Origin of the sequence: Streptomyces sp. NPDC057854, assembly GCF_042797055.1 — a bacterium.
In the GTDB taxonomy this organism is placed as follows: domain Bacteria; phylum Actinomycetota; class Actinomycetes; order Streptomycetales; family Streptomycetaceae; genus Streptomyces.
Window position 1 is genome coordinate 50,162 of record NZ_JBHVMF010000019.1, and the last position, 14,657, is coordinate 64,818.

Genomic DNA, 14,657 nt, shown 5'->3' on the forward strand with positions numbered 1-14,657 from the left:
TCTCCGTACGACGACGGGTGGGGCGGGGGGCCGAGACAGGACTCTACGGCCGGAAATGACGCTCCAGACCCTGCCACACGTCGTCGTAGCCCCGCTGCAGGTGGTCGGCGGAGGCCGCCTGCGCGGTCGCCGTGACCGGCCACCGGGTCTCGAACATGAAGGCCAGGCCGTCGTCGATCTTCTGCGGCTTCAGCTCGGCCGCGCTCGCCCTGTCGAAGGTCTCCCGGTCGGGGCCGTGCGCGGACATCATGTTGTGCAGCGAGCCGCCGCCCGGAACGAAGCCGCCCTTTCCGGCCGTCTTGGCGTCGTACGCGCCCTCGATCAGGCCCATGTACTCGCTCATCACGTTCCGGTGGAAGTACGGCGGCCGGAAGGTGTCCTCGCCCACCAGCCAGCGCGGCGCGAAGACGACGAAGTCGACGCCGGCCAGGCCGGGGGTGTCGGACGGCGAGGTGAGGACGGTGAAGATGGACGGGTCGGGGTGGTCGTACGAGATCGTCCCGATGACGTTGAAGCGGCGCAGGTCGTAGACGTACGGGGTGTGGTTGCCGTGCCAGGCGACGACGTCGAGCGGGGAGTGGCCGTACGTCGCCGTCCAGAGGTTGCCGCAGAACTTGTTGACCACCTGCACCGGGCCCTCGACGTCCTCGTAGGCGGCGACCGGGGCGCGGAAGTCCCGGGCGTTCGCGAGGCCGTTGGCGCCGATCGGGCCGAGGTCGGGGAGCTGGAACGGGGCGCCGTAGTTCTCGCACACGTACCCGCGCGCGGTCTCGTCGAGCAGCTCGACCCGGAAGCGGACGCCGCGGGGGATCAGCGCGACCTCGCCGGGGCGGGCGGCCAGCAGGCCCAGTTCGGTGCGGAGCAGCAGGCCGCCATGCTCGGGGACGATCAGCAGCTCGCCGTCGGAGTTGCCGAAGACCCGCTCCATGGAGGCGTTGGCGTGGTACAGGTGCACGGCCATGCCGGTGCGCTGGGCCGCGTCGCCGTTGCCGCCGAGGGTCCACAGGCCGGCCAGCCAGTCGGTGTCCGGCGCCGGCTCCGGCAGCGGGTCCCAGCGCAGCCGGTTCGGGTCCGCGACCGTCTCGGCGAAGGGCGCGGTGCGCACCGTGCCGTGGTCGGTCAGGGTGAACGGCGGGTGGACCGCCGACGGGCGGATCCGGTACAGCCACGAGCGGCGGTTGTGCGCCCGCGGCTCGGTGAACGCGCTGCCGCTCAGCTGCTCGGCGTAGAGCCCGAGCGGGGCGCGCTGCGGCGAGTTGCGGCCCTCCGGCAGGGCGCCGGGGAGCGCCTCCGAGCTGTGCTCGTTGCCGAATCCGGTGCTGTAGGTGAGCGCCTCGGCCGCCTTCCTGGCCTGCTCGGTCGTCATCGCCCGCTCCTGTCCTGCGCTGTCCCGAAAGGATTCCTATGGATGACCGTAGGATTCCGCGCCGCTCCCGTCAACGGGGAGGCGGGACGGATCCGTCCGCGCACGGCGGCGTCGCCGCGCCCGGAACGGCTTCCGCCACCTCCAGCGGGCCGTCGACGCCGTCGGCCAGCCCGGCACGACCCTCGCGATCCTGCCCGGCCTGTACGAGGAGGAGCCCGCCCGGGCCGTCGCCGGCCAACTCCCGCTGTTCGCGCGGATGATCGCGTACACGCTCGGCGGCACCGGACTGCTCATCGCCTGAACGGGATCGGACCGGCATCATGGACCCCGTGCCCCAGCCCCGCCTGTCCGGCCCGCCGCCCGCGCTCCGCCGCACCCCCGTCCAGCGGCGCAGTGCCGAGCGGCTCGCCCGCATCCTCGACGCCTGCGCCGGCCTCCTCGACGAGACCGGCTACGAGCAGCTGAGCACCCGGGCCGTCGCCGTCCGCGCCGGGGTGCCGATCGGCTCGGTCTACCGCTTCTTCGGCAACAAGCGGGCCATGGTCGCCGCCCTCGCCCACCGCAACCTCGACCGGTACGCCGAGCTGATCGCCGCCCGCTTCGAGCGGACGCCCGTCCTCGACGCGCACTCCGCGATCGACGGCGTCCTCGACGAGTTCATCGCGATGAAGCGCACCGTCCCCGGCTTCGCCCTCGTCGACTTCGGCGTCCCCGCCGCCGAGGAACCCGGGACCGGCACGGCCGAGGACCCCAACGGCCTGGTCGCCGAACGGATCTGCGCGCTGCTCGCCGCCCATCTCGGCCGCGCCTCCGACGAGACGCTGCGGCGCAAGGTCCTCGTCGGCGTCGAGACCGCCGACACCCTCGTCCGCCTCGCCTTCCGCGCCGACCCCGACGGCGACGCCGCCCTCATCCGCGAGACCCGGCAGCTCCTCCACGCCTATCTCGCTCCTTCCCTCTCCGCCTGACCGCGGGCGCGCGTCCCGTCGCCCCCCTCCCCGGCGTCCCTACCGGTCGGTATGCTCGCGGCGAGCCGCCGCCCCGCCACCGCCACGCCACCGCCCCCGGGAGACGTCATGCCCACCGCCCCGCGCATCTGCCCGCTCTGCGAAGCGACCTGCGGACTCGTCCTGACCCTCGACGGGGGCCGGGTCACCGGCGCCCGCGGGGACCGCGACGACGTCTTCAGCCGAGGCTTCCTCTGCCCCAAGGGCGCCGCCTTCCCGCAGGTCGACGGCGACCCCGACCGGCTGCGCACCCCGCTCGTCCGCGAGCACGGCAGCCTCCGCGAGGCGACCTGGGAGGAGGCCTTCGACACCGTCGCGGCGAGAATCCGCCCCCTGATCGAGGAATACGGCCCCGACACCCTGGGCATCGTCCTCGGCAACCCCAACGTCCACACGATGGCCGGAGCGCTCTACCCGCCGCTGCTCCTCCGCGCCACGGGCACGAGCAACCTCTTCACCGCCTCCACGCTCGACCAGATGCCCAAGCACGTCTCCAGCGGCCTCCTCTTCGGCGACCCCTTCGCCGTGCCCGTGCCGGACCTGGACCGCACCGACCACCTCCTCGTCGTCGGAGCCAACCCGCTGGACTCCAACGGAAGTCTGTGCACCGCCCCCGACTTCCCCGGCCGGCTCGCCGCGCTCCGCCGCCGCGGCGGCACCCTCACCGTCGTCGACCCCCGCCGCACCCGCACCGCCCGCCTCGCCGACCGCCACCTCGCCCCCCGGCCCGGCACCGACGCCCTGCTGCTCGCCGCCCTCGTCCACACCCTCTTCGCCGAGGACCTCGCCGACCCCGGTCCGCTCGCCGCCCGGACCGACGGGATCGACCAGGTGCGGGACGCCGTCCGGGAGTTCACCCCCGAGGCCGTCGCCCCCGTCTGCGACCTCGACCCCGGGACGATCCGCGCCGTCGCCCGGGAGCTCGCCGGCGCGCCCACCGCCGCCGTCTACGGGCGGATGGGCAGCTCCACCGTGGCCCACGGCACCCTCGCCAACTGGCTCGTCGACGTCCTCAACGTCCTCACCGGCAACCTCGACCGGCCCGGCGGCGCGCTCTTCCCGCGTTCCGCCACCGCCCCCGCGCCCCGCCCCGCCGGGCCCGGCCGCGGCTTCGTCCTCGGCCGCCGCCACAGCCGCGTCTCCGGACACCCCGAGGTCAAGGGGGAGTTCCCGCTCGCCGCGCTCGCCGAGGAGATCGACACCCCGGAGGCCGCCACCCCGGGGCGGACCCGCATCCGGGCCCTGATCACCATCGCCGCCAACCCCGTCCTCTCCGCCCCGGACGGCCTCCGGCTCGACGCCGTCCTCGACACCCTCGACCTGATGGTCTGCGTCGACCCCTACCTCAACGAGACCACCCGCCACGCCGACGTCCTGCTGCCCCCGCCGCCGCCCTCCCGGAGCGCCCACTTCGACTTCGCCTTCAACGGGTTCGCCGTCCGCGACCAGGTCCGCCTCACCCCGGCCGCCGTCCCCCTGGAACCCGGCCGCATGGACGAGTGCGAGATCCACGCCCGGCTCGTCCTCGCCGCCTCCGGCATGCACGGAGCGCCGCCCTCCGCCGTCGACGACCTCGCCGTCGACACCGTCCTCGCCAAGGCCGTCACCCAGCCGCACTCGCCCGCGTACGGCGCCGACCCCAAGGAGTTCGCCGCCGGACTCACCGGGGACAGCGGGGCCGAGCGGCGGCTCGACCTGATGCTGCGGCTGGGCCCGTACGGTCTCACCCTCGACGAGCTCAAGGCCCACCCGCACGGCATCGACCTCGGACCGCTCAAGCCGCGCCTGGACGAGGTCCTGCGCACCCGCAGCGGCCGGATCGAACTGTTCCCCGGCCCGATCGCCGACGACCTGCCCCGGCTGCGGGCCGCCCTCACCGCCGTACCCCGGCCCGGCACGCTCCAGCTCGTGGGCCGCCGCCACCTGCGCTCCAACAACAGCTGGCTGCACAACACCCCCGCCCTCACCGGGGGTTCGAACCGCTGCACCCTGCAGGTGCACCCGGACGACGCCGGCCGGCTGGGGCTCACCGACGGCGTACCCGCCCGGATCAAGGGCGCGGGCGGGGAGCTCACGGCCGAGGTCGAGGTGACCGACGCGGTACGGCCCGGAGTCGTCAGCCTCCCGCACGGCTGGGGCCACGACCGCCCCGGCACCCGCCTCTCCGTGGCCGCCGCCCGCCCCGGCGTCAACGTCAACCAGCTCCTCGACGGCACCCTCCTCGACCCGCTCTCCGGCACCGCCGTCCTCAACGGCTTCCCCGTCGAGGTCACCGCGCCGGCACCGGTACCACAGCCGTGACCTGGGGTTTTGCTCGTATTGCTCACGCGCCGACCCCTTGTTGAGGCCGGAAGGGGGCACCTACGGTCATCCGGACCGCCGCTCGGCGGCTGTTCAACGGTGAACGTGAGGTGCCTCCATGCTGACCCTCCTCGGCTTCGCCATGATCGCGACCTTCCTGGTCCTGATCATGATGAAGAAGATGTCGCCGATCGCGGCGCTCGTCCTGATCCCCGCCCTGTTCTGCGTCGCCGTCGGACAGGGCGCGCAGCTCGGCGACTACGTCATCGACGGCGTGGGCAAGCTGGCTCCCACCGCGGCGATGCTGATGTTCGCGATCGTCTACTTCGGCGTCATGATCGACGTGGGCCTCTTCGACCCGATCGTCCGGGCCATCCTGCGCTTCTGCAAGGCCGACCCGGTCCGCGTGGTCGTCGGTACGGCGCTGCTCGCCGCGATCGTCTCCCTCGACGGCGACGGCTCCACCACCTTCATGATCACCGTCTCGGCGATGTACCCGCTCTACAAGCGGCTCGGCATGAGCCTCGTCGTCCTCACCGGCGTGGCCGCCACCGCCAACGGCGTCATGAACACCCTGCCCTGGGGCGGTCCCACCGCGCGCGCCGCGACCGCGCTCAAGCTCGACGCCGGGGACATCTTCGTCCCGATGATCCCGGCCCTCGCGGCCGGCCTGGTCTTCGTGATCGCCCTCGCGTACGTCCTCGGCCGCCGCGAGCGGAAGCGGATCGGCTACCTCACCCTCGACGAGGCCCTCGCCACCGGGACCGACGGCGCGACCGTGCTCGTGGGCGCCGGCGGGGGAGCGGACGAGGCGAAGGGCCGGGGCGCGGGCCGCCCGGCGCGACGCGCGGGCGGCACGGCCGACGGCACCGGGGCCGGTACCCCCGCATCCACCTCCGGCGACGACGGCGCGCCGGACGAGCGGCCGGCCGGCACCGGTTTCCAGGGCCTCGACCCGCACCGCGCCACCCTGCGCCCCCGGCTGTACTGGTTCAACGCCTCCCTCACGGTGGCGCTGCTCACCGCGATGATCCTGGAGCTGCTGCCGATCCCGGTCCTCTTCCTCCTCGGCGCGGCGCTCGCGCTCACCGTCAACTACCCGCGCCCCGCCGACCAGAAGGAGCGGCTGGCCGCGCACGCGGAGAACGTCCTCAACGTCGCCGGCATGGTGTTCGCCGCCGCCGTCTTCACCGGGGTCCTCACCGGCACCGGCATGGTCAAGCACATGGCCGACTGGCTGGTCGGCGCCATCCCGGACGCGATGGGCCCGCACATGGCGCTCGTCACCGGCCTGCTCAGCCTGCCGCTCACGTACTTCATGTCGAACGACGGCTTCTACTTCGGCGTCCTCCCCGTCCTCGCCGAGGCCGGTGCCGCGCACGGCGTCTCGCCGCTGGAGATCGCCCGGGCCTCGCTGGCCGGCCAGGCCCTGCACATGTCGAGCCCGCTGGTCCCGGCCGTGTACGTGCTGGTCGGCATGGCGAAGGTGGAGTTCGGCGACCACACCCGCTTCACCGTGAAGTGGGCCGCCCTCACCTCGCTGGTCGTCCTCGGCGCGGGGATCCTCTTCGGCATCGTCTGAGCCGGACGGGCGACGTCGGCGCGGCGCGGGCATGTCGCTACCGTATGTGTCGAGTCGGTGACGGATAGTCGGATTATCGCCAAAGATGACCGCTCACGCTCATCCTGGAGGAACCCGCATGTCTGTCCGCACCTTCCGTCCCCTCGTCGGCTCCGCCGCCGTCTCCGCAGTCCTCGGCGGCCTGGTCCTCGCGGGCGCGCCGGCCGCGTACGCCGCCCCCGGTGACAACGGCGACGTCAAGATCCACCACGCCGGCCGCGCCGACGAGCCGCCGCGGACGCCGGAGACCGACCAGCGCAACGAACCCAAGGTCTGCACGTTCTACATCGCCGCCCTCGGCTTCGACGGGCTGCAGACGCTCAACTGGACGATCGCGCCCCAGCCCCCCAAGGGCGGCACGGTCAAGAGCGGGGCGATCATGGTCGACCCCGCGGGCAACGGCTACACCCCGGACATCGAACTGCCCGACGGCATGTACAAGGTCGAGTGGACCTGGACGGGCCAGATGGGCGCCAAGAAGAGCAAGGTGTTCCGGGTCGACTGCGACCACTTCACCAACCCGCCGAACGGCAACGGCGGCAACGGGAACGGCGGCAACGGCCACCACAAGCCCCCGCACGGCCCGGTCGGCGCCGGCGGCGGCGGCAGCGCCCAGCTCGCCGCCGAGGAGGACAGCGCCGCCTTCGGGGTCGGCGCGGCCGTCGCCGCGGGCCTCGCGGGTACCGCCGGTCTGGTGCTGATCCGCCGTTCGCGCCGCCGCAACGATGGCGCGGCGTAAGGCCCGTCTCACGCGCCGGCGGCGACGCCTCCTCCGGCTCACCAGGACCGTGGTGCTGACCACGGTCCTGGTGACCGGGGGCGTGTGGTGGAGCGGGGACGGGGACCCCGCCGACCGGCAGCCCGTCGCGGGGGCCGTCGCCGGGGCCGACGCCAAGTCCGACGCCGGGGCGCCGGCCGCGGCCGGCCCCGCCGCTCCGGACGACCCGGCCCCCGCGGACGCGCCCCGGAGCCGTACCGCCGCCGCGGGGAGCCGTGCCGGCGCCGCCGCCCGGGCCCCGGTCCGCGAGAAGCCGCCCGCCCCGCTCGCCCGCTCCCGCCCCACCCTCGTCGCCGTACCCGCCATCACCATCGAGGCGCCCACCCTCGACCTCGGCCTCGACCGGAAGGGGCAGCTGGGCGTGCCGCCGGTCGACGACCCGGAGAAGGTCGGCTGGTACGCGCGCGGCCCCGCGCCCGGCGAGCGCGGCACGGCCGTGCTGGTCGGCCACCGGGACACCCTCACCGGACCGGCCGTCTTCCTCGACCTCGGCGCGCTCGGCCCCGGCAACACCGTCCGGGTCGCCCGCGCCGACGGGCGGGTCGCCGTCTTCACGGTGGACAAGGTGCGCACGTACCGGAAGTCCGCCTTCCCCGACAAGGAGGTGTACGGCTCCACCGGACGGCCCGAGCTGCGCCTGCTGACCTGCGGCGGGGCCTACGACCGGAAGTCCGGCTACGACGCCAACATCGTCGTCTTCGCGCACCTCACCGGTGTCGAGAAGACGATCTGAACGGCGGGGACCGCACGGCCCCGCGTCGGGTACCGTCGCCCCCGCGGGCCGCCGGTCCCGGCGCGGGGCCGTTCCGCGCGCCCGCCGGTGCCCCGCCCGCTCCGCGATGAGATCCGCCCCACGCCGACAGGCCCTGGCGCCCAAAAACTAACAGCGCTAGTTTGGGTCGGCGGGCCGAGGGGTTCGGCCCCTGCCGAAGGCGAGAGCGGTCGAGCGGACCGGGAATGGGGAAGCTGATGAAGGCCCACGACGCGATGTACATCGGCGGGGAGTGGCGCCCCGCGGCCTCCGACGGGACGATCCCCGTGATCGACCCGGCCACCGAGCAGGTCATCGCCCACGTGCCGGCCGGCACCGCCGAGGACGTCGACGCCGCCGTGCGCGCCGCCCGCGCCGCGCTGCCCGGCTGGGCCGCCACCCCGCCCGCCGAGCGGGCCGCCCGGATCGCCGCCCTGCGCGACGCGCTCGCCGCCCGCGCCGAGGAGATCGCCGCCACGGTCACCGCCGAACTCGGCGCCCCGCCGAAGCTGGCCGCGGCCGTGCACGCCGGCCTGCCGGTCGCGGTCGCCGGCTCGTACGCGGAACTCGCCGTGACCCACCCCTTCGAGGAGCGGGTCGGCAACTCCACCGTCTACGCGGAGCCGGTCGGCGTCGTCGCCGCCATCACGCCCTGGAACTACCCGCTCCACCAGATCGTCGCCAAGGTCGCCCCGGCCCTCGCCGCCGGCTGCACCACCGTCCTCAAGCCCGCCGAGGACACCCCGCTCACCGCCCAGCTGTTCGCCGAGGCCGTGCACGACGCGGGCCTCCCGGCCGGCGTCTTCAACCTGGTCACCGGCCTCGGCGCGGTCGCGGGCCAGGCCCTCGCCGAGCACCCCGGCGTCGACCTCGTCTCCTTCACCGGCTCCACCGCCGTCGGCAGCCGCATCGGCGCCCTCGCCGGCGGCGCCGTGAAGCGCGTCGCCCTCGAACTCGGCGGCAAGTCCGCCAACGTGATCCTGCCGAGCGCCGACCTCGCCAAGGCCGTCGCCGTCGGCGTCGCCAACGTCATGTCCAACTCCGGCCAGACGTGCAGCGCCTGGACCCGGATGCTCGTCCCCGCCGACCGGTACGAGGAGGCCGTGGCCCTCGCCGCGGAGGCCGCCGCCAAGTACGTTCCCGGCGAGCGCCTCGGCCCGCTGGTCAGCGCCCGGCAGCGGGACCGGGTCCGCGGCTACATCCGGAAGGGCGTCGAGGAGGGCGCCCGGCTGGTCGCCGGCGGCCCCGAGGCCCCGCTGGAGACCGGCTACTACGTCTCCCCGACGGTCTTCGCCGACGTCACCCCCGACATGACCATCGCCCGGGAGGAGATCTTCGGCCCGGTCCTCTGCCTCCTCCGGTACGAGGACGAGGACGAGGCCCTGGCGATCGCCAACGGCACCGAGTACGGCCTCGCCGGCGCCGTCTGGGGCGACGAGACCGAGGCGGTCGCCTTCGCCCGCCGGATGGAGACCGGCCAGGTCGACATCAACGGCGGCCGGTTCAACCCGCTCGCCCCCTTCGGCGGCTGGAAGCGCTCCGGCGTCGGCCGGGAGCTCGGCACCCACGGCCTCGCCGAATACCTCCAGACCAAGTCCCTCCAGTTCTGAGCCCCGACCCGCAGAAGGAGACACCCGTGATCCGTGCCGCCGTCCTGCCCGCCGTCGGTGCCCCGCTGGAGATCACCGGCATCGAGCTGCCCGAGCCCGGCCCCGGCCAGGTCCGGATCCGGCTCGCCGCCGCCGGCGTCTGCCACTCCGACCTGTCGCTCACCAACGGCACCATGCGCCTGCCCGTCCCGGCCGTCCTCGGCCACGAGGGCTCCGGCACCGTCGTGTCCGTCGGCGAGGGGGTCACCCACGTCGCCCCCGGGGACGGCGTGGTCCTCAACTGGGCGCCCTCCTGCGGCGCCTGCCACCCCTGCTCGCTCGGCGAGGTGTGGCTCTGCGTCAACGCCCTGAACGGCGCGGCGAACGTGCACGCCCGCACCGCCGACGGGCGCGAACTGCACCCGGGCCTCAACGTCGCCGCCTTCGCCGAGGAGACGGTCGTCGCCGCCTCCTGCGTGCTGCCCCTCCCGGAGGGCGTACCGCTCGCCGACGCCGCCCTGCTCGGCTGCGCCGTCCTCACCGGCTGGGGCGCCGTGCACCACGCGGCCCGGGTCAGGGCGGGCGAGACCGTCGCGGTCTTCGGCGTCGGAGGCGTCGGCCTCGCCACCCTCCAGGCCGCCCGGATCGCCGGCGCGTCCACGATCGTCGCCGTGGACGTCTCGCCGGAGAAGGAGGAGCTGGCGCGGGCCGCCGGCGCCACCGCGTACGTGGTCGCCTCGGAGAACACCGCCCGCGAGATCCGGAAGCTGACGGGCGGTCACGGGGTCGACGTGGCCGTCGAGTGCGTCGGCCGCGCCGTCACCATCCGCACCGCGTGGGAGTCCACCCGGCGCGGCGGCCGGACCACCGTCGTCGGCATCGGCGGCAAGGACCAGCAGGTCTCCTTCCACGCGCTGGAGATCTTCCACTGGGGCCGCACCCTCTCCGGCTGCGTGTACGGCAACGCCGACCCGGCGGCCGACCTGCCCGTCATCGCGGAGCACATCCGCGACGGCCGCTTCGACCTGGGCGCGCTCGTCACCGAGCGGATCACCCTGGACGGCATCCCCGGCGCCTTCGACGCCATGCTCGCGGGCAAGGGAGGCCGCGCCCTCGTCCTCTTCTGACCGCGGCTCCGGCCCCGGGCGGACGCCTCACTCGCGGTGTCCGCCCGCGGCCTCCCGGAGACCGGCGCCCGCGCCCGGCGCCGGTGCGGCGGGCCCGCGCGGACGGGACCGGGACACCGCCACCCCCGCCAGGCACAGCGCGCCGCCCACCAGCGTCAGCGCGCCGGGCAGCTCGCCGAGCAGCGCCCAGGCCATCAGGACGACCAGCGCGGGCACGGCGTACGTCGTCGCGCCCATCCGCCCCGCGGTCGTCCGCGCGAGCGCGTACGCCCAGGTCGTGAAGGCGAGCGCGGTCGGGAAGACGCCGAGGTAGACCATGTTCGCGGTCGCCGTCAGCGGTGCCCGCGCCGCCTCCGCCACCAGCTGCCCCGCGAACGGCAGGCAGGCCGCCGCGCCGATCGCGCAGCCGAACGTCGTCACCTGGAGCGCGCTCGCGTGGGCCAGCGCCGGCTTCTGCGCCACGACCCCGCCCGCGTACGCCACCGCCGCCAGCAGGCACAGCACCACGCCCAGCACCGAGGCGTGCCCGTCCTCGCCGGACATCGACAGCCCCACGGCGACCGCGCCGGCGAACGACACCGCCATGCCCGCCAGCAGCCGCGGCGGGAGCCGCTCGCCGAGGAAGCGGGCGCCGAGCAGCGCGATCAGGATCGGCCCGACGTTCACGAGCATCGCGGCCGTGCCCGCGTCGACCTCCTGCTCGCCCCAGTTCAGGACCACCATGTAGACGCCGAACCAGAGCAGCCCGGAGACCAGGATCCCCGGCCAGGCCGCCCGCGGCGGCAGCCCCTCGCGCCGCGCCACGAGGACGACGCCGAGGACCAGCGCCCCGGCGAGCAGCCGCCCGAGGGCGAGCGCGCCGGGGGAGTACGCGGCCCCGGCGCTGCGGATGGAGACGAACGCGGACGCCCACAGGACGACCGTGACGCCGGCGGCGGCGAGCGCGAGCCGGGCGGAGGAGGAGGCGGAGTTCTGCATGCCCCCGACGGTAGGACCGGCACCCTTCGGCCCGCGCCGCAATTTCGCTTGGGCGCTCCCCCTCGCCCCGTCGCCCCCCTCGTCCCTCCCGCCTCAGCGCAGCGACTCCGCCTCGATCCCCAGCTCGCGCCGCAGCGCCCGCTCGCCGGCCGGGGTGACCTTCACCGCCCGCCCGGACCCGATCCGTACGCACCAGCCGCTGGCCAGCGCGTGGGCGCAGAGCGCCGCTCCGGCGATCCCCGCGAGGTGCGGGCGGCGCTCGGTCCAGTCGAGGCAGCCGCGCGCGAGCGGCCGGCGCCCCTTCGGCGCGGGCGCGAGGGGGACGCCGAGGCCCGCGAACCAGTCGAGGCCCCGGTCCGTGAGGGCGAAGCCGGTGTCCTGGCGCAGCAGACCGCGCGCGGTCAGCGCGTCCGTGAGGGCGGTCCCGAGCCGCCCGGCGAGGTGGTCGTAGCAGGTGCGGCCCCGGGCCATCGCCCGCCCGGCGCTCGCGGCGGCCAGCGACCGGGGCGGCGCGTCCCGGCCGGTCCCGGCGAGGGCGGCCAGCTCCTCGACGAGCTGCGCGATGCCGGGACCGGCGAGCCGGACGTACCGGTGCCGGCCCTGCCGCTCCTCGGCGAGCACCCCGCCCGCGACGAGCTTCCCGAGGTGTTCGGTCGCGGTGGACGGCGCCACGCGCGCGTGCCGGGCGAGTTCGCCGGCCGTCCAGGCCCGTCCGTCGAGCAGGGCGAGCAGCATGGCGGCCCGGCTCTCCTCCGCGAAGAGCGCCGCGAACGCGGCGAGATCACTGGCTCCCATGGGTCCAGCATCCCGCGCTCACGTTTCGGCGCGCCCCGAAACGTGTGCGGCCCGCTCCTCGTACTGCGCGCCCAGGCCGTCGAGCAGCGCCCGCAGCCCGGTGGCGAAGGCGCCCTCGTCGACCTTCTCCCGGTGCTCCGCGAGGCGGTGCGCCTGGCCGAGGTGGGGATAGTTGGCGGGGTCGTACGCCGTCTCGTCGTCGACGAAGCCGCGCGCGAAGGAGCCGAGGGCCGAGCCGGTGACGAAGTACCGCATCAGGGCGCCGATGTGGGTGGCCTGGGCGGGCGGCCAGCCGGCCCGGACCATCGCGCCGAAGACCGCGTCGGCGACCTTGAGGCCCGCGGGGCGGCGGCCGGGACCCTGGGCGAGGACCGGGACGATGTGCGGATGGTCGGCGAGGGCGGCCCGGTAGGAGAGCGCCCAGTCGTGCAGCGCGGTCCGCCAGTCGCGCGGGTCGCCGGGCTCGAACATCGACAGGTCGATCTTGGCGCTCACCGCGTCCGCGACCGCGTCCAGGATCTCGTCCTTGGTGCGGAAGTGGTTGTAGAGCGACGGCCCGCTCACGCCGAGCTCGGCCGCGAGCCGCCGGGTGGAGAGGGCGGCCAGCCCCTCCGCGTCGACGAGGGCGCCCGCCGTCGCGACGATGCGGTCTCGGCTGAGCAGGGGCTTGCGCGGTCGGGCCATGGCGCACATAGTAGGCGTGCGCTCGAAAACTAGCAGTGGTAATTAAATGGAGGGGCGAGGTGGCACCGTGGATCTGGCGCTGAGCGAGGAGCAGGAGGACGTCCGGCGGCTCGCCGAGGACTTCGTCGCCCGTGAGGTCACCCCGTACGCCACCGCCTGGGACCGCGCCGAGGAGGTGGACCGGGGCATCGTCGAGAAGCTCGGCGCGGTCGGCTTCCTCGGGCTCACGATCCCGGAGGAGTACGGCGGTTCCGGCGGCGACCACCTGGCGTACTGCCTCGTCACCGAGGAGCTGGGGCGCGGCGACTCCTCCGTGCGCGGCATCGTCTCCGTCTCGCTCGGCCTCGTCGCCAAGACCGTCGCCGCCTGGGGGAGCGAGGAGCAGAAGCGGGCCTGGCTGCCGCGGCTCGCCTCCGGCGACGCCCTCGGCTGCTTCGGCCTCACCGAGCCCGGCACCGGCTCCGACGCGGGCAGCCTCAGCACGCGGGCCGTCCGCGACGGCGGCGACTACGTGATCGACGGCGCCAAGATGTTCATCACCAACGGCACCTGGGCCGACGTCGTCCTGCTCTTCGCCCGGACCGGCGACGCCCCCGGCCACAAGGGCGTCTCCGCCTTCCTCGTCCCCACCGACACCCCCGGCCTCACCCGCCGCACCGTCCACGGCAAGCTCGGCCTGCGCGGCCAGCCCACCGCCGAACTGGCCCTGGAGGGCGTGCGCGTCCCGGCCTCCGCGATGCTCGGCCCCGAGGGCAAGGGCTTCTCCGTCGCGATGTCCGCGCTCGCCAAGGGCCGGATGTCGGTCGCGGCCGGCTGCGTCGGCATCGCCCGGGCCGCGCTCGACGCCGCCGTGCGGTACGCGGGGGAGCGCGAGCAGTTCGGCAGGCCCATCGCCTCGTACCAGCTCGTGCAGGAGCTCATCAGCGACATCGCCGTCGACGTGGACGCGGCCCGGCTGCTGACCTGGCGGGTCGCCGACCTGATCGACCGGGGCGAGGAGTTCGCCACCGCCGCCTCCCAGGCGAAGCTGTACGCCTCCGAGGCCGCCGTCCGGTCCGCGAACAACGCCCTCCAGGTCTTCGGCGGCTACGGCTACATCGACGAGTACCCCGTCGGCAAGCTGGTGCGGGACGCTCGCGTGATGACCCTCTACGAGGGCACCAGCCAGATCCAGAAGCTCATCATCGGCCGCGCGCTCACCGGGGTCTCCGCCTTCTGAGCCCCGCGCCCCAGGCGCGTCTGAGTATCCGGGCGGATGTGGCGGGCGCCACATCCGCCCGATCCTTTGCGCATGAGCGAGTCACAGGTCAAGCAGCAGAACACCAGCGCCTACCACGCGCAGGCCGTCATCTCCTTCGCGATCGCCCTCGCCGCCGTCGCGATCGGGATCTACCAGCTGGAGGCCAGCGCCTGGGTACGCGCCTTCCTCGCGGTCTCCGTCCTCTACCTCACGACCTCGGCCTTCACCCTCGCCAAGGTGGTCCGCGACCGGCAGGAGACCGAGCGGATCGTCAGCCGGGTGGACCAGGCCCGCCTGGAAAAGCTCCTGGCCGAGCACGACCCCTTCCAGCAGAAGCTCTGAGCCCCGCCGCGGGGAGTCCGGCGGCCGGCGATCTCTAAGCGCTTGCTCAGCTTCGTTGTATGGTGTTCGTCCTGACCG

The 14,657-nt window shown here is 74.7% G+C and carries 13 protein-coding genes; 9 read left to right on the forward strand and 4 right to left on the reverse strand.

The window, feature by feature from the left end:
* Nucleotides 1-43: 43 nt before the first annotated feature.
* Nucleotides 44-1,366, reverse strand: coding sequence for a homogentisate 1,2-dioxygenase (hmgA, locus tag ACFVQZ_RS25475; protein WP_383626353.1), 1,323 nt, complete (start codon nt 1,364-1,366; stop codon nt 44-46).
* Nucleotides 1,367-1,686: 320 nt separating this feature from the next.
* Between hmgA and ACFVQZ_RS25480 the strand changes: the two genes are divergently transcribed.
* The 7 genes from ACFVQZ_RS25480 (at nt 1,687) to ACFVQZ_RS25510 (ending at nt 10,540) form a co-directional block, all read left to right on the forward strand.
* Nucleotides 1,687-2,334: a TetR family transcriptional regulator gene (locus ACFVQZ_RS25480; RefSeq protein WP_383626356.1), complete on the forward strand. Its 648-nt coding sequence runs from the start codon at nt 1,687-1,689 to the stop codon at nt 2,332-2,334.
* A 108-nt stretch (nt 2,335-2,442) separates the two neighbouring features.
* On the forward strand, nt 2,443-4,674 hold the full coding sequence (locus tag ACFVQZ_RS25485; RefSeq protein WP_383626359.1) for a molybdopterin oxidoreductase family protein: 2,232 nt from the start codon (nt 2,443-2,445) through the stop codon (nt 4,672-4,674).
* A gap of 118 nt (nt 4,675-4,792) precedes the next feature.
* Nucleotides 4,793-6,256, forward strand: coding sequence for a CitMHS family transporter (locus ACFVQZ_RS25490; RefSeq protein WP_030494464.1), 1,464 nt, complete (start codon nt 4,793-4,795; stop codon nt 6,254-6,256).
* Between the two features lie 118 nt (nt 6,257-6,374).
* Nucleotides 6,375-7,034: a hypothetical protein gene (locus tag ACFVQZ_RS25495; RefSeq protein ID WP_030494463.1), complete on the forward strand. Its 660-nt coding sequence runs from the start codon at nt 6,375-6,377 to the stop codon at nt 7,032-7,034.
* Nucleotides 7,035-7,086: 52 nt separating this feature from the next.
* Nucleotides 7,087-7,806: a class F sortase gene (locus tag ACFVQZ_RS25500; RefSeq protein WP_383626362.1), complete on the forward strand. Its 720-nt coding sequence runs from the start codon at nt 7,087-7,089 to the stop codon at nt 7,804-7,806.
* 236 nt (nt 7,807-8,042) lie between these two features.
* Nucleotides 8,043-9,434 (forward strand): aldehyde dehydrogenase family protein, encoded by a 1,392-nt coding sequence (locus ACFVQZ_RS25505; protein ID WP_383626365.1) that lies wholly within the window; start codon nt 8,043-8,045, stop codon nt 9,432-9,434.
* 26 nt (nt 9,435-9,460) lie between these two features.
* Nucleotides 9,461-10,540, forward strand: coding sequence for a Zn-dependent alcohol dehydrogenase (locus ACFVQZ_RS25510; protein WP_030494460.1), 1,080 nt, complete (start codon nt 9,461-9,463; stop codon nt 10,538-10,540).
* Between the two features lie 27 nt (nt 10,541-10,567).
* On the opposite strand, the gene ACFVQZ_RS25515 is transcribed toward ACFVQZ_RS25510, so the two are convergent.
* The 3 genes from ACFVQZ_RS25515 to ACFVQZ_RS25525 all read right to left on the reverse strand — a co-directional run bounded on the left by ACFVQZ_RS25515 (nt 10,568) and on the right by ACFVQZ_RS25525 (nt 12,997).
* Nucleotides 10,568-11,518 (reverse strand): DMT family transporter, encoded by a 951-nt coding sequence (locus tag ACFVQZ_RS25515; RefSeq protein WP_051787754.1) that lies wholly within the window; start codon nt 11,516-11,518, stop codon nt 10,568-10,570.
* Between the two features lie 93 nt (nt 11,519-11,611).
* A complete protein-coding gene (locus tag ACFVQZ_RS25520; RefSeq protein WP_383626369.1) occupies nt 11,612-12,313 on the reverse strand; it encodes an ArsR/SmtB family transcription factor in 702 nt (233 codons plus the stop codon).
* A gap of 18 nt (nt 12,314-12,331) precedes the next feature.
* Complete coding sequence (locus ACFVQZ_RS25525; RefSeq protein ID WP_383626372.1) at nt 12,332-12,997, reverse strand: TetR/AcrR family transcriptional regulator; 666 nt, start codon at nt 12,995-12,997, stop codon at nt 12,332-12,334.
* Between the two features lie 46 nt (nt 12,998-13,043).
* Here ACFVQZ_RS25525 and ACFVQZ_RS25530 point away from each other — a divergent pair, with 46 nt between their 5' ends.
* Nucleotides 13,044-14,216, forward strand: coding sequence for an acyl-CoA dehydrogenase family protein (locus ACFVQZ_RS25530; protein ID WP_081959002.1), 1,173 nt, complete (start codon nt 13,044-13,046; stop codon nt 14,214-14,216).
* A gap of 72 nt (nt 14,217-14,288) precedes the next feature.
* Nucleotides 14,289-14,579, forward strand: a complete 291-nt coding sequence (locus tag ACFVQZ_RS25535) for a YiaA/YiaB family inner membrane protein (protein WP_030494455.1) — start codon at nt 14,289-14,291, stop codon at nt 14,577-14,579.
* The last annotated feature ends 78 nt before the right edge of the window (nt 14,580-14,657 follow it).

What these genes read in the sequence shown, in the direction of transcription:
- hmgA (WP_383626353.1), bottom strand. Translation starts at nt 1,366, where the DNA reads ATGACGACCGAGCAGGCCAGGAAGGCGGCCGAGGCGCTCACCTACAGC.
- ACFVQZ_RS25480 (WP_383626356.1), top strand. Translation starts at nt 1,687, where the DNA reads ATGGACCCCGTGCCCCAGCCCCGCCTGTCCGGCCCGCCGCCCGCGCTC.
- ACFVQZ_RS25485 (WP_383626359.1), top strand. Translation starts at nt 2,443, where the DNA reads ATGCCCACCGCCCCGCGCATCTGCCCGCTCTGCGAAGCGACCTGCGGA.
- ACFVQZ_RS25490 (WP_030494464.1), top strand. Translation starts at nt 4,793, where the DNA reads ATGCTGACCCTCCTCGGCTTCGCCATGATCGCGACCTTCCTGGTCCTG.
- ACFVQZ_RS25495 (WP_030494463.1), top strand. Translation starts at nt 6,375, where the DNA reads ATGTCTGTCCGCACCTTCCGTCCCCTCGTCGGCTCCGCCGCCGTCTCC.
- ACFVQZ_RS25505 (WP_383626365.1), top strand. Translation starts at nt 8,043, where the DNA reads ATGAAGGCCCACGACGCGATGTACATCGGCGGGGAGTGGCGCCCCGCG.
- ACFVQZ_RS25515 (WP_051787754.1), bottom strand. Translation starts at nt 11,518, where the DNA reads ATGCAGAACTCCGCCTCCTCCTCCGCCCGGCTCGCGCTCGCCGCCGCC.
- ACFVQZ_RS25520 (WP_383626369.1), bottom strand. Translation starts at nt 12,313, where the DNA reads ATGGGAGCCAGTGATCTCGCCGCGTTCGCGGCGCTCTTCGCGGAGGAG.
- ACFVQZ_RS25525 (WP_383626372.1), bottom strand. Translation starts at nt 12,997, where the DNA reads ATGGCCCGACCGCGCAAGCCCCTGCTCAGCCGAGACCGCATCGTCGCG.
- ACFVQZ_RS25530 (WP_081959002.1), top strand. Translation starts at nt 13,044, where the DNA reads ATGGAGGGGCGAGGTGGCACCGTGGATCTGGCGCTGAGCGAGGAGCAG.
- ACFVQZ_RS25535 (WP_030494455.1), top strand. Translation starts at nt 14,289, where the DNA reads ATGAGCGAGTCACAGGTCAAGCAGCAGAACACCAGCGCCTACCACGCG.